Raw genomic sequence first — 16,950 nt, forward strand, 5'->3', positions numbered from 1 at the left:
CGGCCAGGAAGACGCAACGGCGCCCGTGGCAACCGTGATCAACGACAACCTGCAGGAGCTGAAAAACAGCATCGAGGCTACCCGTGAATTCCAGCGGGTGGGCGCGCTTCGGGGCAAGCTGCTGGACGCGGATGGCGAAGTCATCAGCGACCTTTTCAAAGAGTTCGAAGTCAGCCAGAAGAAGATCACGGTGGCGCTGAGCAATGCCGGCACCAACGTGCGCAAGGCCTGCCTCGACGCCAAGCGCTTTTCTGAATCCAAACTCGGCGGCGTGATGGTCACGGGCTTCCGCGCCCTGTGCGGGCCGGATTGGTTCGACGCGATGATCGACCATGAAAAGGTCAAAGCCGCATTTGCCAACTACCAAGAGGCGCAGGATCGCCTCGGCGGCGACGTACGCTCGGGCTTCACCTTCGGCGGCATCGAGTTCATCGAGTACGACGTCACCGTCAGCGGCCAACGTTTCATTCCGGCCGATATCGCCCAAGTGTTCCCGGTGGCCCGTGGGGTGTTCCGCATGTTCAACGCCCCGGCGAACTACAACGAAACCGTCAACACCATCGGCCAGCCGTTCTACAGCAAGGCGGAGGAGCGCAAATTGGGCAAAGGCTGGGATCTGGAAGCCCAGGCGAACCCGTTGGCCATGTGCCTGTTCCCCGAAGCCCTGGTCGAGCTGAAGGCGGGTTAATCAATGCGCTACTGCACCCGCGCCGATATCGGCAACGCCATCCCGGAGATGACGCTGATTCAGCTCTCCAACGATGACCCGGCCGCCATGTCACCTAACGAAAACGTGATCGAGGACGGCGTGCGGCAGGCGGAAGAGCTGGTGGATGGCTACCTTCGGGGCCGCTACAACCTGCCGCTCGATCCGGTGCCAACCGTGCTGCGGGATGCGGTGGTGTATCTGGCGCGGCATTGGCTGTATCAGCGCCGCCCCGAGGGCGCGTTGCCGGATGCGGTGAAGGACAGTCGCAAGGACACCATCAAGCTGTTGGAAAGCATCCGCGATGGCGTGGTGACGCTGGGCATGCCCACCGGCCACGCCGCCCCGGAGCCGGGCGAAATCCGCGTCCGGGCGCGCAAGCAGCGGTTCGGCGCGGACACATGGGAGCGCTATTGATGAGAGCAGTCCTGCCTAAAACGCAAACAGAACAACTGCTGGAGGCGCTACGCACTCGCCTTCATGAACACCTCGGCAAGGATCTCATGGTCGAGTTATTTCCCGAGAACCCCGCCGGATACCGGCTGAACCATCCACGCGGATCAATTTTAGTGGCTTACGGCAAATCGACCTTTGGCGGGTCTGAGGCCGGCGATTCGATCTTCCAGGCACGCAACATCGTTATCCGGCTGACCTTGGTATTTCGGCAGCTCAACGGCAAGGACGGCGTGATCAGCTACCTCGATCAGATCCGTACCTGCCTGACGGGATGGTTGGCCCCACATTGCGATCAGGCGTGCCGCCCTGTCGCCGAGCACTTTATCGGCCAAATGACCGGCTTATGGCAGTACGGGCAGGACTTCTCCTTGCGGGCTACCCAGATCCAGGATCCGTACCCAAGCAGACCGACAATGCCGCCCAATCTCCAGTTTGAGGAAACACCATGAACCTCACGAGCTACACCTACACCGGCCCGCGAAGCGCCGTATCTATAAGGGTCGGCGAGACTCGCGAATTACTCAATGTTCAACTGTTACCGGGGAAACCGATCGAACTGCCGGCCGAGCACGAATACACCTTGGTGTTGCTGGAACTCAAGTACTTGGCGCTTTCACCGTCCCCCACGAAAGCTGCCGGAAAGTCCGCAGCCGTGGCCCAAAAACCTGAGCGGGAGTAATGCTCAATGGCAGCCAATTTTTTACACGGAATTGAAACTACTGAGGTCGAGCGCGGCCCCCGGGCCATTCGGGTAGTCAAATCAGCGGTGATTGCGCTGGTGGGCACCGCGCCAATCGGACCGATCAATGAGCTGACCTTATGCTTGAACGACGGCGATGCCGCCCAGTTCGGCGCGCACCTCACCGGTTTCAGCATTCCCGAGGCTCTGGAGGGCATCTACGATTTCGGCGCCGGAACGGTGCTGGTGGTCAACGTGCTTGACCCTGACATTCATCGCTCCAATGTCGCTGACCAAGCTAAACAGTTCGGCGATAACGACCTTCTGCAGTTGGAGCACGGCGCACTGTTGCTGTTGCAATTGAAGTCCGCCGACGGGGCGACCACCTATGTGCTCGACACGGACTACACGGCGAACATGCTCACCGGACGCGTGAAGCGCTTGCCGACAGGGAGTATCCCCGCCAACGGCCAAGTAAAAGCCAGCTACACCCACGCCGATCCGAGCAAAGTAACGCCCGCCGACATTATCGGCGCAGCATCCCTCGCAGGGCGCCGAGCAGGTTTAAAGGCGTTCCAGGACAGTTACAACTTGTTGGGCTTCTTTCCGAAAATCTTCATCGCGCCTGGTTTCAGCACGCTGAACCCGGTGACTGTCGAATTGATAATTTCGGCCACTCAGGTCGGCGCGGTTACCTATGTCGATGCCCCGATCGGCGCCACGGTGCAACAAGTCCTCGCGGGACGCGGGCCGGCTGGCGCCATCAACTTCAACACCAGCAGCGACCGCGTCCGCCTCTGTTACCCGCACGTCAAAGTCTACGACGCGGCGACTAACGGTGAGCGGCTGCAACCGCTATCGATCCGCGCCGCAGGTTTGCGGGCCAAGGTGGATAACGACAAGGGGTACTGGTGGAGCAGCTCCAATCAGGAACTGGTTGGCGTGCTGGGGCTTGAACGGCCGCTGACCGCCCGCGTCGATGATGCCAGCAGTGAGGTCAATCTGCTGAATGAAAACGGCATCACCACCGTTTTCAATTCCTTCGGCACCGGCCTGCGCCTATGGGGCAACCGTACCGCCGCATGGCCGACCGTGACGCACATGCGCAACTTTGAAAACGTGCGCCGCACCAAGGACGTGGTCGACGAATCGATTCGTTACAGCTCCCTGCAATTCGTCGACATGCCGATTACCAGCGCGCTGATTACCAGCATCACCGAAAGCGTGAATTTGTTCCTGCGCAAATTGATTGGCGACGGCGCCTTGATCGGCGGCGAGTGCTGGTATGACCCGGCACGTAACCCGCAGACCGAACTAGAACAGGGCCACGCGCTGTTCAACTACAAGCTGACCGTGCCGCTGCCATTTGAGCGCGGCACCTTTGAAACTGAAATCACCGGGGAATACCTGGTTAACCTGGGAGACGCATAAATGGCAGGCTTTAGCGCACACCGCATTGCAAACGCCGCCATCTATCTGGATGGCGCTAGCTTCTTCGGCCGGGCCGAGGAGATCGATCTGGGCTCGATCAAAACCGTGACCAGCGACTTTCAAGGGTTAGGGATGGTGGGCTTGATCGAACTGCCGGACGGCATTGATAAGCTGGAAGGCAAGATCACTTGGAACAGCCTGTACTACGACGCAGCCGTCAAACTGGTTACGCCGTTCAAGAGCGTCCAGTTGCAGTGCCGATCCAACGTTCAGGTCTTCAACAACGGTGGTCTTGTGAACGAGATTGCGCTTGTCACCATGATGACCATCACCGGCAAGGAGTATCAGCTCGGCAGTCACAAACCGCGTGATCCGACCAAGTACGAAACGCCGTTCTCGGCGACATATGTGCGCCAGGTGCTTGATGGGCAGGAGGTGCTGTTGCTGGATTACCTGGCCAACATCTTCCGCGTCGGCGGGCAGGATCAGTTGGCCAAGTACCGGCAGAATATCGGGCAGGCGTAGGTTAGCCGGGAAGGCCAAAGTGATTGGTAGCGAACTTAACGCCAATGGACAGCACTTGTCCGGCAAGGTCTCCAACCAAGCTTTTTGCACCTATTTTGGATGCGTCGACCAATTGTTCTCCAAGGCTTGATTCGGTGCTGAGGCTATCAGGAGTTGCCTTCAGCACCTCCAGACCTTTGGCGGTCAGTACGCAATCTGTGTAGCCCGTCGCGTGAATCTTTTGTTTGTAACGTAGATAACCCGACTCCGCTAACCATTCGATACTGGCAAACAGAAATTCACCGTGTTTGTTAGGAACATCAAATCCTATGCGCTCATCGAATGAAATCCCGCCAGGCATGAGATCTCCCAGCAATAGGGGACGTGGAACGGGAAAACCTTCATACAAAACACCGAGTATCTGGCCGGTGAGTTCGTCGAATTTTTTGATATTGGAGGCGGTCATGTCCTTGACTCCTGAAGAACAGCAAGTAAGAGAGAAAGCTCGTAACGATCTGATGAAGTGTATCGACATGCAGGTACGCCGAGACTTCGATTTTATGCGGGCCAGACAATACTGGGAGAAGGTGCTGGAGGAAACCCCGAAAGAGGTTTTGGCTGAGGCGTTGAGCATGACGTTGGCCACAGGCCGTTATCAGGTCATGTCCTAATGCTAAAGTGAGTAATACCGGGTCTTCTGACAGCCAGTACCAGATCCCAGAGTCGGAACAGTCTGGATCATCATCGAAAGTCAGAAATGCCGCTTTTCCTGAATGTGATAGCGGCATTTTTTATGTGGCTTGAAATTCTGCGTTCAGAGCTACAGAGCTGCTGCTTAGCTGCTCAAAACAACGCCATTGTGCGGGGGTTCAGTTTTCGGTAATGATTCGGAATAAGTTGAGGCCAACTGGGGCCGCACTATGCAAGGAGCATAAGATGTTCGAAGACTTTATGAACGACGCGATTACTGTGCAGAAGCAGAACGGTGACAAGGTAGAGGGGCTGAAAGCGTCTGTTCAATCAACACTAATTACCTTGAACCAGCCATCGGTTGTCGTTGAAATTGGTGATCTGATTGAGCGACGTATGTCCAATGGTGCGACGGAAACCTATGAAGTACTCGATCCTGTTTTTTATGAGGACTTCCACGGGATACCAGCTCACTATCAGCTAAAGGTTCGAAAACTTGGACTGCCTGAAGCCAAAGCGCGGGTTCAAAGCATCACTTACAACTTTAGCGGACACAATGCTCGGGTGAATCATGACTCGGTCGACAATTCGACAAATACCGTCACAATCGGCAGCGAACTGCAGGACTATGTGGACGCGCTCAGGCAGGTGATATCTACCCTTGATGATTCTCAGCGCAAAGATGCTTCTGAAATCGTGGACGCTGTAGAGGCTAATCTCACTTCGCAAAAGCCAAGCAAAGCGGTTGTGTCGAGCTTGCTGTCTGCGCTACCCCACCTTGCCAGCATCAGCACCATCGCATCTTCAATCATCGCAGCTTTCTAGCTCAACTCCATTGGGTTTAATGCTGCTCACACGAATGCAAACGGCGCTTGGACTGAAAACGAACGACGCCGTTTGTGTTGGTCTGCCTGACGCTGGTGCACAAATAACCTATGGAAATGAGCTAAGTGAAACCTATTAAGCTATGGGCGATGGTTCTCTTTAAACTCGATTAAAAGTCATCACCTCGGCCGGGTGAGATGCTCAGGGCTCTGGTAGAGCAACCCTTTCTGGAGCAACGAATATGGCCGACCCTCTCAACCTCCCACTCAAATTTCCTTTTACTTCCGCTGCGGGCACATACCTCGCTTCGCTGCCTATCAAGCGGCTCAAACGCAAAGACCTTACTGCCGCGCACAGCTATTCACCCAAGGATGAAGGCGCCCAGGAAGATTTTCTTTTCGCGAAGATGACCGGTTTGACTATCGAAGACCTAGGCGATCTGGACGTTTCCGATTCGAAAACACTGTCAGCGGTGTTTCGGGAAATGGTGGACGGCGGAGACATCGCTGCAGTCTTGGGACGCGGCGATGTTACTGATTCTGAGAATGCAGCCGTCGGAGATTCGCCGGCTGTCGATGGATGAGTATTGGATTTGGGTTGACGTGTGTCAGCAGGAAATCAACCGGCGGATCGAACTCGCCGATAGATTGAACGGCCAATGATCGCGGCCAGACCCGCCACCAACCCTGCCAACCAAGCGCCGCCCGCTGCGATAGGGGCGGCTACCGAAGCCAGCAATGGCAAGCCGATGCAGAACACGACGACCGCAGCCCACAACGGCAGGTGAGCCAGGCAAAGCCAGGCGAGACCAATCACACCGGCGCCGATGGCCAGTGCATACAGAAAATTGGCGGTGCGTAGAGCGGCTTTTTCAAACATGCCCATAGCGTAGCAAACTTTATGGCTAACGAAGTACTGGTTGGACTAAAGATCGGCGCCGTCGTTTCCGGCAGCCTCAGCGCCGCTTTCGGCTCGGCTAAATCGACCGTACAGCAGCTCGGCCGCGCTACTGACGGCCTCACCGCAAAGCAAAAACTCATCGGCACCGAACTTTCCGCCGCCCTCGCAAGGGGCGGCACGGGCGTGGAGCGGCTACGCCGGCAATACGACCTGGTGGGCCGCTCAATCGACCAACTCAAGGTCAAGCAAGACCGCCTTACCGCAAGCATTGCGCGGGGCGAAACACTCAAAAACAAACGCGGCGAGCTGCGCGGGCAGGCGTTGGAGGTGGCCGGTACAGGCGCAGCGCTTGGCGCACCCATTGTTCAATCAATGCGCACGGCTATCGAGTTCCAAGACCAGACCCGCGATATCGCGATCACTGGCGGCTTCGATGAAGCGCAGGAGAAAGGCCTCAGCGATGTCATGCGCGGGGCCGCGCTGAGGTGGAACCAGACTCAATCCGACGTGGCCAAGGGCACCGCCGTGTTGATTGCCGGCGGCATTTCCAACGTCAAGGAACTGGAAGCCTATGCCCCGGTGATGGCCAAAACGGCGACCGCAACGCGGGCAAGCATGGACGATCTTGGCTCGGTGGCCATCGCGCTGAATGACAACTTGGGCATCGGCGCGGCCGGACTTGAGCGTTCCATGAACATGCTGGCGTTTGCCGGCAAGAGCGGCCAGTTCGAACTTGCGGACATGGCCAAATGGCTACCCCAACTGACACCCCAGTTTGCCGCACTGGGCATCACTGGCGAGCGCGCCGTGGCCGAGATCGGCGCGTCCCTCCAGATCGCCCGCCGGGGCGCCGGTTCCAACGACGAGGCGGCCAACAACTTCAAAAACTTCCTTTCCAAACTCACCGCGCCCGAAACAATCAAGGCGTTTGAAAAGGCCGGCATCGATCTCAAAGGCAGCATGAAGAACCTGGTCAGCGAGGGGCTTTCTCCCGCCGAGGCCATGATCAAGATTTTGACCAAACATCTGGGCACCAAAGGGCCGGCCGCTGCCGCCGCCTATAGCAAAGCGCTGGATATCAAGGATCAGAAAGAACGCGAGACGGCACTGAGCCGGCTCGATGAGGCCTACAAGCTCGGCGAGTTGTTTGCCGACCAGCAGGTGTTGTCTTTCGTGCGCCCGGCGCTGGCCAATCAGAAGAACCTTGGTGGCATCAAGGACGGCAGCAAGGATGCGGCCGATAAAGGCGTGCTCGATCAGGACTGGGCAAAACGCATGGGCAGCTCGAAAGAACAGCTCAAGGAACTGCGCACCAACCTTGCCGACATTGGCATTTCAGTCGGCAACGCGTTGTTGCCGGCCATCGTGGACGTTAGCCGCGCTGTCGTTCCTCTGATGCGTTCGTTCTCTACTTGGGCGGGCGAAAACCCCGAGTTGATCAAGGGGGTTGTTGGCCTTGTCGGCGGCTTGCTGGTTGGCAAGATGGCATTTATCGGCGTGGCCTATGGGGCCAACCTGGTGCTGTCGCCATTCGTGGCCATGAAGACCGCCATGACAGCGTTGTCGTCCAAGTGGACGCTTCTGCAGGCCGCGTGGCATGGCGGCAAATTCGCCCCGCTGATCAACGGCCTCGGCAAAGGTGCACAAGGAATGCGCGCCGCAGGACGGGCCGCTAGTTGGCTAGGGCGCGCCGTGATGAACGATCTGCGTTCCGCGCTTGGCGCTGTCGCCCGTGGCGCCAGTTGGCTTGGCCGGGCGGCCCTGAACGATCTTCGTTCGGCGCTTACCGCAGCCGGCCGTGGCGCCGCATGGTTGGCCCGTGGCGGCGTGATGTTGGGCAAGGCATTGGGTAACCAACTCCTCACCGGCTTACGCCTTGTCGGTCAGGCCGTGCTGTGGATCGGCCGGGCGTTGCTGATGAACCCAATCGGGCTGGCAATCACCGGCATCGCGGTCGCGGCCTTCCTGATCTACCGCTACTGGGGGCCGATCAAGACCTTTGTCAGCGGCTTGTGGGCCGAGATCAAAGAAGGTTTCAGCGGCGGTATCTCCGGCATTGCGCAAACGCTGCTCAACTTCTCCCCGGTGGGGTTGTTCTACCGGGCCTTCGCTGCCGTGATGAATTACTTCGGATTTGAGTTACCCGGCAAGTTTTCCGAGTTCGGGGGGATGATCGTGACCGGCCTGGTCAATGGCATTACCAACATGGCCGGCGCGCTGAAGGAAAGCGTGTTGGGCATCGGCTCTTCAGTAAAAGGCTGGTTCACAGAGACGCTTGGCATCCAGTCGCCGAGCCGCGTATTCATGGGATACGGGGCAAACATCAGCGAAGGTGCGGCCATCGGCATTAGTGCGCAGGCTGGCTTGGTCCGGCAGGCTGCACTCGGCATGGCTGCGCAGTCGGGCGTCGATCTCGCCCCACCGAACCCGGTTCATGTCTCTCGGGCGGGCATGATGGGTGATGGTGGCGGCATGTCCTCTGCTGGCTCTCCAGGCGCTGGTGGTCAGCCCGTATTTCACTTCGCTCCTCAGATCACGGTGCCTGGCGGCGCAGAAACCCAACAGCAGGTTCAACAGGGGCTGCAGGCTGGTTACGCTGAATTTGTGCGAATGATGGATCGTTACATGCACGACAAACGCCGTAGAAGCTATGGCCCGTCCGATGGAGGGCTGGCTTGATGTTTGCCATCCTGGGCGATATCGAATTTACCGTAGCCGGTGGCATCACCGGCATGGATCAAAGCAGCACGGCCGATTGGGCCGAGCATGCGCGCATACAAGGCAAACCCTTGCTTGAGTGGGTTGGTGAAGGGCTTGATGAGTGCAACCTGACCATAGAACTGCACCCTGTTTTAGGAGATCCCGACGAAAGACTGCGTGCACTGCGCCTGGCCAAGACCAAACATGAACCCTTGGCGTTTGTCATGGGCTCCGGCGAGTACCTGGGTGCCTATGTCATCACGAACATTGGAAACAACATCCGCCGCGCAACGGCTACCGGTCAGATCAACTCGGCTACGGTTCAGCTGAGCCTTAAGGAATACACCGGAGCTTTCACGCGCAAGGTCGCTCGGCCGGGCCTACTCGATACTGCGTTGAGCGGCACACCTGCAGCTGCTGCAGGTTCACCCGGACTTGTCTCACGACTGATGCCATCCCCCAGCACCGTCCAGGCAGTGATTGGTCACGCCAAAACAGCTGGCAATATGCTGAAGGCTGGTCAGAACCTGTATGAAACGGTCAAGAGCGGTAACGCCTCGATGATCCTCGGCCAGGTTCCCCAGTTGCTCGGCGTCACCGCAAGGGCCATTGAGCCGTTGCAAGGGCTTACGGCAGCTGCGGGTCTGCTCAAAGATGGTGCCGATCTGTCACGTTTAGGCGAGGACGTACTAGGCAGTGTGATGGGGGCCCGATCCGCCCTCAATCCAGTTGACCTGGGCAACATCGTGGACCGATTTACCTCGTCCCGCGAGTCGCTAGACCATGCGTTCACCACCATGAACGGTGCCAGCACCCGCCTTGCAGGGCTGGCGGCACAGGTTCTGACGAGGAAAGCCTGATGTTTCTTACCCATGTCACTACCGAAGGCGAGCGCTGGGATCAACTGGCGTGGAAGTACTACGGAGACGCACATCGGTATTCGCCGATCGTTCAGGCGAACATGCATGTGCCTATCACCAGCGCCTTACCGGCAGGGTTGACCTTGGCCATCCCGCTAGTTGATCCCGTGGCGACAACAGAGGATCTGCCACCATGGATGCGATGACCCCAAAACAGGTGCCGGAAGCGCGTTTTGTACTGACTTACCAGCAGAGCAATATCACTCGCAATGTCAGCCTGCACCTGCTTTCACTCACGTATTCGGACTTTCTCACAGGTGAGGCTGACAGCCTGGAGGTCGAACTGGAGGACACCGAGGGCAAATGGCGTGACGCCTGGTATCCAGGTCACGGTGACACCTTGGCCCTCGCTATTGGGTGGGAGGGTGAATCGTTGCGCACGCTGGGCCGATTTGAGATTGATGAGGTTGAGCTTAATTGCCCACCGTCGACCATCACCATTCACGCGTTGGCCACCGGTATCAAGGCGTCATTGCGTACCACCGAGCATCGCGCATACGAAAGCACCACTCTGGACGCCATTGCCAAGCAGGTGGCTGACCGTCAAGGCCTAGAGCTGATTGGCAGCATCGAGCCGATCAAACTCGACCGAGTGACCCAGCAAGAGTCTGACTTGACCTTCCTGCGCAACCTTGCTGCCGAATACGACTATGCATTCAAGGTCACCGGCACCCGGATGGTCTTCCACGCTATCAGTGAGCTGGCCAAAGGATCGCCGGTAGCAACTCAAGTGCTTCAGGATCTGGCCAGCGTGAGGTTGCGCGACACGATCAAGAGTGTGCCTCAGGCTGTAGAGGTCAAGCACAAAGAGCCGGCGAAGAAGCAGTTGATCGCTTACAAGATCGACAACGATGGCAACACGGTCGCTGTACCCAGTAGCGTGAGCAAAGCCACCACCAGCGGTGACACGAAGAAGAGCCGCAAGCGCAGCGCCTCGGCCGAAGAATCCAAAGCAAAAGCCAAGGCTGAACTAGCCAAAGCCAATCGCGAGCGAACTACTGGCAGTTGGACCGCCATGGGTCGACCTAACCTGGTCAGCGGCAATATCGTGACCTTGGCTGCAGCAGGCATGTTGGGTGGCAACTATTTGATTATGTCCGCGCAGCACCGAATGACGCGCAGCGGCGGTTACACAGTGGATCAGTCGCTCTGCCGCATTTCTGCGCCCTCGATCTCGATGACGCAAGACAGTACAAAGCCAGACCTGGCGCTGTCGACTTATGGCATTCAGCGTGAGGTGGTGGCCTGATGGCTGTTGAACTGGAGTACGGCGAAGTCAGCGCCGTGGATCACATGACGTGCCGTATCCGGGTGCGCCTGGACGACCGCGACGGGGTTGAAAGCTATTGGCTCAACGTGCCCCAACGTAACACCCAGGGCACGCAGCGCCGGCCCCTGATGCCCGAGCTGAATGAACAGGTCGCAGTACTGCTGGATGCTGACGGTGTAGGTGGTGTTTGCCTGGGCGGGATCTATTCGACGGCTGAGCCGCCGCCTGTGGTCGACGAGGACACAGACTATGTGCGCTTCAGTGATGGAACAATCTCCACCTACGACCGTGCGGCCGGGGTGATGACGTTAGATTGCGTGGGGGCGTTGCTTTTGAAGTGTGGCAGGAACATCACGGTTGAAGCTGGTGAGCCGGTTGTGGTGAAGGCGCCTTCAGCGACTTTGGATATCCCGCAGGTCACCTTGAATGGCGACCTACAGGTGAACGGCAGTATCAACGCTACGGGCGTAATCAAGGACGTCGGCGGTAACTCGAATCACCATAGTCATTGATGAGAGCACCGCCTACTATTTTAATAGTTTGGCCATTTTTTCCAGATCATTCGCGACTCCATTAAAGCCAAAGTCATTTATCGGGTGCTCATAATCGAAGCGCATATTCTCTGGGGATTTATAGTCCTTCAACCTGCTTAACAGCTCATCCTTCAGCATCAGTGAATCTACCTTGAAGTGTCGCTCGTACTCGGCATTGCGATCGATAGAAAGCTGCATAGAGGCATTGGTGTAACGCTGCCAGAGACGCTTTTTTTCTTCCTCGGATTCGGCTTCTGCCATCGGTTCCCAGTCACTGGCATGCAGAGCCTGATCTCTATGCTTATAGCGTTCGACAAAACTCCTAAGGCGCTCAACAAATTGGAGAGTTTTTTCCCTCAGTTGTATGCTGTCCGAGTCAACAACCGCACTGAGTTTTTCTCTCCATTTTGAAGCGGCATCCTTATTGGACTCGGCTTCTTCGGTTCTCTGATGGAGGCGTGCTAGGAGGGCATCGTTACTCGCCTTTGCGTGCTCAATGATTGCAACATATCGCCATCGAGCGGCGACATACGCGAGCGCACACATTAGTGCAGCAAGCGTTCCGAAAATCCAAGGGGCCTGGGAAACCACGCCCCATTCTTCCTTGAGAGCTTTCAATAGTGCTACTACGTCCATAGTCGCCTCATTCAAATTAATAAAGATCGTTTGCACCATGGTGGACATTTACGTGGCAACAAACAATCCCACCATACAGCGCCTCCTTAAACTCGATTAAAAGTCAGCGTTGACTGATTTCCCCATCATGGGCGCATGACGACGCCCACTCCTTACACCAGCATCACCGCCGCCCACTGGCAGCCCGCCCTCGGTACATCCGGAAAGGTTGTCGAGGGCCTGCGCGATATCGACCAGTCCATTCGCATCATCCTCACCACACCCAAGGGCGCCGACGCTCATCGGCCGGACTTTGGCAGTGACCTACATCTATATATCGATTGGCCTGTTAACCGAGTGACTCCGCATTTGGTGCGTGAAACGGTCGACGCACTACGTCGTTGGGAAACACGCATTTCAGTCGTGCAAGTACAGGTGCTGATTGAAGGGGCGCAGATAAGGCTGAGGGTACAGTGGCGTGTTGCGGATGGTGTCGCCCAGTTGACTGAGGTGCCTTATGCGCGAGCTGCCTAAACCTGTGTTTGTCGAGATCGATCCGGCTGCTACCGAAGCTGCTTTGATTGCTCGCTATGAGTCCAAGTCGGGGAAAACCCTGTATCCCGCCCAGGTCGAGCGGCTTTTTATCGACTTGATTGCCTATGCCAAGACGCTCTCGGACATGTCCATCCAGAATGCCGGCGAGCAGCTCCTGGTGCGCTTTGCGGATGCCCCGATTTTGGATTACTTGGGCGAACTGGTTGCAACCCCCAGGCTGTTGGCTGCCCCAGCACGTTGCCAGATACGCTTCAGCATGCCAGCCGTACTGCAGCAACCTTTGCTGATCCGTGCCGGCACTCGGGTCAGCACCCAAGACGCCAAGATCACCTTTCTGACTGACCAGGATGCGACTATTCCGGCAGGTCAAGCTCAGGTAAACGCCACTGCTACCTGTCTTGCAGCCGGTGTGGTTGGCAACGGCTGGGCCGTTGGCCAGATCAGCAGCATCGGTAACCCACCTGTAGCAGGTCTGACGGCAACAAACACCAGTGTCACCGCCGATGGGGCCGAGGACGAAGATAACGACCGCTACCGTGAGCGGATCATCCTGGCCCCTGAAGCCTTCAGCAATGCCGGCAGCCGTGGCGCCTATCGCTACCACGCATTGGCGGTTCACCAGTCGATCATCGATGTCGCCGTGCATGGGCCAGACGAAGGGCAGCCGGATGGCCACGTGGCTTTGTTCCCACTTACCAATATCGGCTTGCCAACGGACGATCTGCTGCAACGGATTAAAAGCCAAGTCTCTGGCGAAAAACTACGCCCGTTATGCGACACCGTACACGCTCTCGCCCCCATCGAAGTGGCCTACCAGATCAAGGCGCGTTTGACCTTTTATGCCACTGCTGATCGAGCCGAAGCGATGAACGCGGCCAGGGCTGCCGCAGAGGCGTATGTCACTGATCGTCGTGCTGGGCTCGGTCGTGATCTTGTCCAGGAGCAAATAACTGCATTACTGCAGGTAAACGGCATTTATCGCGCTGAACTGGAGTTACCCAGCGCCTGGCGAGAGCTACTGAGTAATGAGTGGGCTAACAACACGTCGATCCTGCTGGAAGACGCTGGGGTGGCATATGGCTGAGCAACAACTACCGCCAGCCTTGGCTGGTGATGAACGTTTCGCGTTGCTCTGCGAGCTGCTCAAAGAGTCGTTTGACAGCCTGGATATCAACGCGATGTTGGTTTACCTAGTCGATTTGGTGAAACCGAAACTGCTGCCCGTCCTGGCCGATCAGTTTTCCCTCCTCGACGAGGCCGCCTGGTTGTTGGCCGAGTCTGAGGATGCCAAACGCAACTTAATCAAGAGTTCGGCCGAGCTACATCGATTCAAAGGCACGCCCTGGGCGATTCGTGAAGTTATCCGCTTACTGGGCTTTGGCGAGGTGACGATTCAGGAAGGGCTTAACAACCAGGTGCGTGATGGATCGATCACCAGGGATGGAAACCATGTCCATGGTGATCCTGGTGCGTGGCCCCTCTATCGAGTCTTTCTCAAGCGCGCCATCACCAATGACCAGGCTTCGCTCTTACGCCGCCTTCTACTTTCCGTCGCCCCGACTCGTTGCCGCCTGGTGTCGCTCGACTATCAGTCAGTGGCTATCAGACATAACGGGTTTGCTCGTCGCGATGGCCAATACAACCATGGGAGCAGCTGATGGCTGATTTACCTGAAATAAATGAATGGCCGGAAGGCATCTACCAGCTTGAGACCTCCGACCCTGTGTTGGGTGGGCCGGAAGGTATCGACAACTTGCAAGGTAAACAGTTGGCGAGCCGGACGAAGTGGCTCAGGGATCAGATTGAAAAGATCGTCGATGGGGCGACGTCCATAGGTAAAGCGGTTCAACTTCAGACAGCCCGCACCTTCAAGTTCAAAGGCGCCGCCACGGGCACCGGTAGCTTTGATGGGAGCGCAGACATTGAAATCGCGCTGACCTTGGCAAATAGCGGTGTTGAGGTAGGCACTTATCCTAAAGTGTCAGTGAACGCGAAGGGCCTTGTGACCGGGGGGGCACCGCTTGCCCCTGGTGATCTTCCGGAGGGGATTACTGCCCCGCAATTTGACAAGGATCTGACGCTTGCAACTACGGAATTCGTACAGAGGGCACTCGGAAATGATTCTGACTTTGCCATTCTGGTCGGTGTAACAACCCTCAATGCAGGGCACGCCGGAAAACTCATCTATGCCGGTGCCGGTGGCAACTACACCGTGACGCTTCCGTCTGCAGCGGCTGTTAAGGCGGGCACAAGATTACCGATTGTGATGTTTGCCAGTCAGCCTTGCTTTATCGCTACACAGCCGGGCCAGTTGGTTTATTTCAATGGGAGTCAAACCTTAGCAAACATTACGCTTGGCCTTGGGGATAGCCTGACGGTTGAGTCGGATGGTGCTAACTGGTACGCCATAGGTGGTTCTGTACAACTCAAGTATTCCTCGGCATTCGGCTCATCGCTCGGCACCAATGGCTACCAGAAGCTAGCGAATGGGCTGATCATTCAGTGGGGGACCGTCGCGGGAAGCGTCAGCGGGCCGGTTCCATTTTCCTTTTATATGGCCTTTCCGTCAGTGCTCTACAGCCTGACTTTGACCGTAGCAATCACTCCCGGATCGAACGGCGTTTTCGGCACGTTGGAGAGCCAGTCAACCACAGGGGCCTCCTACCAGGCGTGGTCCTCATCGGCTAACCGGGTGGCATTGAACTGCTATTACGTTGCCATAGGTCGCTAAGGAGAAAGCCATGTTTGCTTCAAGATCTACACGCGGTTTTTACGACGACTCCATTCATACAACAATGCCGGATGACGTGGTTGAAATCTCCGCCGAATACCACGCAGCGCTGCTGGCCGGACAATCTGCTGGCAAGGTAATTGTCTGGGTTCATGATGGCGTGCCTGTTCTGGCTGAGCTGCCGCCACCCAGTGATGACCAATTGGCCGCGATAGAAAGGAGCTGGCGAGATCAACAACTATCTGAAACGGATGCTGTAGTTACCCGTCATCGCGATGAGCTGGAAGAAAGCACCGACACCACCTTGACGGCTGAGCAATATGCCGAGCTTCAGGTGTACCGCCGAGCGCTTCGCAACTGGCCGGAGGCCGGCGAGTTTCCGCTGATTGATCGTCGGCCGACCGCTCCATCATGGCTGATGGACCGAAAGTGAAGCAGTAGGAGGCTGGCTCTACCGGGAGATGAGATAAAAAAATGTGTAGATAGGCATCAGGGATTTCCAAGCTGAGCTATCCGGCCTGCTTGGAAATTCTGTTGCAACTGGCGCAATAGAAAGTAAAGCTATTTATCTCACGTCATATCGCTGTTTTTTCGCGCTCGGCATCACATTCGTTTCAGTTTTGTTCAGACCATTCCCCTCCCCACAGCCCCCACAATTTATTCACCAGCGCCAACCACCGTCTAAGCTTCAGACAAGTCCGATCAATCTGAGTGAATGGATCAATCGACTATGGGCGCTTTGTGGCAAACCGATTCGAGTAAAGCCGTGGTTCCGACTGAAAGTGTGGATGAAGCGCCTGTCCCTGGAAAACCACGCCGCAACCGGCATGGCTGGAAGGCTTTCTGGTTGTTGCTGGTGATTATCGCGATAGTCGTGGGCCTGGCCGCATCCAAAGAGATGCGCACCTCGCGGTTCCAGGCCCGGGAGCTCAGCCAGTATGCCGCCGGGCTGACCTACACCCTGGAGCCGGGGCCCAGCGAAGCCATTCGTTATCCGGGCAACGGTCCGTTCGACCTGCGTCTGGGCTACAGCTCCCTCGATGAATTCCTGCCGCGCCTGCTCAAGCGCAACTACGTCATCACCGAGCAGACACGCTTTTCTCCGGCCCTGCTCAGCTATACCGACAAAGGCCTGTTCGTGCCCTATTCCGAAAAGATCCAGGCCGGGCTGTCGATTACCGATTGCCGGGCCGCGCCGCTGTACAGGTACAACTACCCGCAACAACTTTATGCAAGCTTCGAGTCCATCCCGCCGGTGGTGGTCAACAGCCTGTTGTTCATCGAAAACCGCTTTCTGCTCGACCCCAAACAGCCACTGGCGAACCCGGCGGTGGACTGGCCGCGCTTCGGCATGGCGGCGTGGTCGCAGGTGGCGAAGTTGCTGCACTTGCCCGGGCAATCGGCGGGTGGCAGTACCCTGGCCACGCAACTGGAG

The 16,950-nt window shown here is 57.1% G+C and carries 22 protein-coding genes and 1 pseudogene; 20 read left to right on the forward strand and 3 right to left on the reverse strand.

The window, feature by feature from the left end:
• The 6 genes from DBR24_RS07220 to DBR24_RS07245 all read left to right on the forward strand — a co-directional run.
• The coding region (locus DBR24_RS07220; RefSeq protein ID WP_146188982.1) for a major capsid protein at positions 1-688 on the forward strand (688 nt) is incomplete at its 5' end.
• A gap of 3 nt (positions 689-691) precedes the next feature.
• Positions 692-1,123: a gp436 family protein gene (locus tag DBR24_RS07225; protein WP_128614334.1), complete on the forward strand. Its 432-nt coding sequence runs from the start codon at positions 692-694 to the stop codon at positions 1,121-1,123.
• Entirely contained in the window at positions 1,123-1,611 is a 489-nt protein-coding gene (locus tag DBR24_RS07230) for a Gp37 family protein (RefSeq protein ID WP_128614335.1), read from the forward strand. The genes DBR24_RS07225 and DBR24_RS07230 overlap by 1 nt, the downstream gene beginning before the upstream one ends.
• On the forward strand, positions 1,608-1,841 hold the full coding sequence (locus tag DBR24_RS07235) for a hypothetical protein (RefSeq protein WP_128614336.1): 234 nt from the start codon (positions 1,608-1,610) through the stop codon (positions 1,839-1,841). Before DBR24_RS07230 ends, DBR24_RS07235 begins: the two co-directional genes overlap by 4 nt.
• Positions 1,842-1,847: 6 nt before the next feature.
• Positions 1,848-3,272, forward strand: a complete 1,425-nt coding sequence (locus tag DBR24_RS07240) for a phage tail sheath subtilisin-like domain-containing protein (RefSeq protein WP_128614337.1) — start codon at positions 1,848-1,850, stop codon at positions 3,270-3,272.
• The gene (locus tag DBR24_RS07245) at positions 3,273-3,797 is read left to right on the forward strand and encodes a phage major tail tube protein (protein ID WP_128614338.1); all 525 of its coding nucleotides are present in this window, start codon (positions 3,273-3,275) and stop codon (positions 3,795-3,797) included. It abuts the gene before it with no gap.
• Position 3,798: 1 nt separating this feature from the next.
• Here DBR24_RS07245 and DBR24_RS07250 read toward each other — a convergent pair whose 3' ends face one another.
• Positions 3,799-4,242 carry a hypothetical protein gene (locus DBR24_RS07250; RefSeq protein ID WP_128614339.1) on the reverse strand — a complete coding sequence of 148 codons (444 nt, stop codon included), beginning with the start codon at positions 4,240-4,242 and terminating at the stop codon, positions 3,799-3,801.
• Here DBR24_RS07250 and DBR24_RS07255 point away from each other — a divergent pair.
• The 3 genes from DBR24_RS07255 (at position 4,241) to DBR24_RS07265 (ending at position 5,874) form a co-directional block, all read left to right on the forward strand.
• Entirely contained in the window at positions 4,241-4,447 is a 207-nt protein-coding gene (locus DBR24_RS07255; protein ID WP_128614340.1) for a hypothetical protein, read from the forward strand. The genes DBR24_RS07250 and DBR24_RS07255 overlap by 2 nt on opposite strands.
• 265 nt (positions 4,448-4,712) lie before the next feature.
• The gene (locus DBR24_RS07260) at positions 4,713-5,291 is read left to right on the forward strand and encodes a hypothetical protein (protein ID WP_128614341.1); all 579 of its coding nucleotides are present in this window, start codon (positions 4,713-4,715) and stop codon (positions 5,289-5,291) included.
• A gap of 241 nt (positions 5,292-5,532) precedes the next feature.
• Positions 5,533-5,874 carry a phage tail assembly protein gene (locus tag DBR24_RS07265; RefSeq protein WP_128614342.1) on the forward strand — a complete coding sequence of 114 codons (342 nt, stop codon included), beginning with the start codon at positions 5,533-5,535 and terminating at the stop codon, positions 5,872-5,874.
• Between the two features lie 35 nt (positions 5,875-5,909).
• Here the strand turns inward: DBR24_RS07265 and DBR24_RS07270 are convergent, their stop codons facing one another.
• Complete coding sequence (locus DBR24_RS07270; RefSeq protein ID WP_128614343.1) at positions 5,910-6,176, reverse strand: hypothetical protein; 267 nt, start codon at positions 6,174-6,176, stop codon at positions 5,910-5,912.
• Positions 6,177-6,191: 15 nt separating this feature from the next.
• Here DBR24_RS07270 and DBR24_RS07275 point away from each other — a divergent pair, with 15 nt between their 5' ends.
• The 5 genes from DBR24_RS07275 to DBR24_RS07295 are packed head-to-tail and all read left to right on the forward strand — an operon-like array spanning position 6,192 to position 11,593.
• Positions 6,192-8,870 carry a phage tail tape measure protein gene (locus tag DBR24_RS07275; RefSeq protein WP_128614344.1) on the forward strand — a complete coding sequence of 893 codons (2,679 nt, stop codon included), beginning with the start codon at positions 6,192-6,194 and terminating at the stop codon, positions 8,868-8,870.
• Positions 8,870-9,751 (forward strand): phage tail protein, encoded by an 882-nt coding sequence (locus DBR24_RS07280; RefSeq protein WP_128614353.1) that lies wholly within the window; start codon positions 8,870-8,872, stop codon positions 9,749-9,751. The genes DBR24_RS07275 and DBR24_RS07280 overlap by 1 nt, the downstream gene beginning before the upstream one ends.
• Complete coding sequence (locus DBR24_RS07285; protein ID WP_128614345.1) at positions 9,751-9,957, forward strand: tail protein X; 207 nt, start codon at positions 9,751-9,753, stop codon at positions 9,955-9,957. The genes DBR24_RS07280 and DBR24_RS07285 overlap by 1 nt, the downstream gene beginning before the upstream one ends.
• Positions 9,945-11,060 carry a phage late control D family protein gene (locus DBR24_RS07290; protein ID WP_128614346.1) on the forward strand — a complete coding sequence of 372 codons (1,116 nt, stop codon included), beginning with the start codon at positions 9,945-9,947 and terminating at the stop codon, positions 11,058-11,060. Before DBR24_RS07285 ends, DBR24_RS07290 begins: the two co-directional genes overlap by 13 nt.
• Positions 11,060-11,593 (forward strand): phage baseplate assembly protein V, encoded by a 534-nt coding sequence (locus tag DBR24_RS07295; protein WP_128614347.1) that lies wholly within the window; start codon positions 11,060-11,062, stop codon positions 11,591-11,593. The genes DBR24_RS07290 and DBR24_RS07295 overlap by 1 nt, the downstream gene beginning before the upstream one ends.
• Positions 11,594-11,608: 15 nt before the next feature.
• On the opposite strand, the gene DBR24_RS07300 is transcribed toward DBR24_RS07295, so the two are convergent.
• On the reverse strand, positions 11,609-12,250 hold the full coding sequence (locus DBR24_RS07300; protein WP_128614348.1) for a hypothetical protein: 642 nt from the start codon (positions 12,248-12,250) through the stop codon (positions 11,609-11,611).
• A 135-nt stretch (positions 12,251-12,385) separates the two neighbouring features.
• Between DBR24_RS07300 and DBR24_RS07305 the strand changes: the two genes are divergently transcribed.
• From DBR24_RS07305 to DBR24_RS07330, 6 genes and pseudogenes are all read left to right on the forward strand, one after another.
• Complete coding sequence (locus tag DBR24_RS07305) at positions 12,386-12,763, forward strand: GPW/gp25 family protein (RefSeq protein WP_128614349.1); 378 nt, start codon at positions 12,386-12,388, stop codon at positions 12,761-12,763.
• On the forward strand, positions 12,747-13,868 hold the full coding sequence (locus DBR24_RS07310; RefSeq protein ID WP_128614350.1) for a baseplate J/gp47 family protein: 1,122 nt from the start codon (positions 12,747-12,749) through the stop codon (positions 13,866-13,868). Before DBR24_RS07305 ends, DBR24_RS07310 begins: the two co-directional genes overlap by 17 nt.
• Positions 13,861-14,442 (forward strand): phage tail protein, encoded by a 582-nt coding sequence (locus DBR24_RS07315; RefSeq protein WP_128614351.1) that lies wholly within the window; start codon positions 13,861-13,863, stop codon positions 14,440-14,442. Before DBR24_RS07310 ends, DBR24_RS07315 begins: the two co-directional genes overlap by 8 nt.
• The gene (locus DBR24_RS31010; RefSeq protein WP_177490461.1) at positions 14,442-15,515 is read left to right on the forward strand and encodes a hypothetical protein; all 1,074 of its coding nucleotides are present in this window, start codon (positions 14,442-14,444) and stop codon (positions 15,513-15,515) included. The genes DBR24_RS07315 and DBR24_RS31010 overlap by 1 nt, the downstream gene beginning before the upstream one ends.
• Before the next feature lie 10 nt (positions 15,516-15,525).
• The gene (locus DBR24_RS07325; RefSeq protein ID WP_128614352.1) at positions 15,526-15,948 is read left to right on the forward strand and encodes a phage tail assembly chaperone; all 423 of its coding nucleotides are present in this window, start codon (positions 15,526-15,528) and stop codon (positions 15,946-15,948) included.
• Between the two features lie 297 nt (positions 15,949-16,245).
• A pseudogene (locus DBR24_RS07330) lies at positions 16,246-16,950 on the forward strand (glycosyl transferase family 51); the annotation flags it as partial.

It is taken from the genome of Pseudomonas sp. HMWF006 (genome assembly GCF_003061205.1).
Lineage (GTDB): Bacteria > Pseudomonadota > Gammaproteobacteria > Pseudomonadales > Pseudomonadaceae > Aquipseudomonas > Aquipseudomonas monsensis.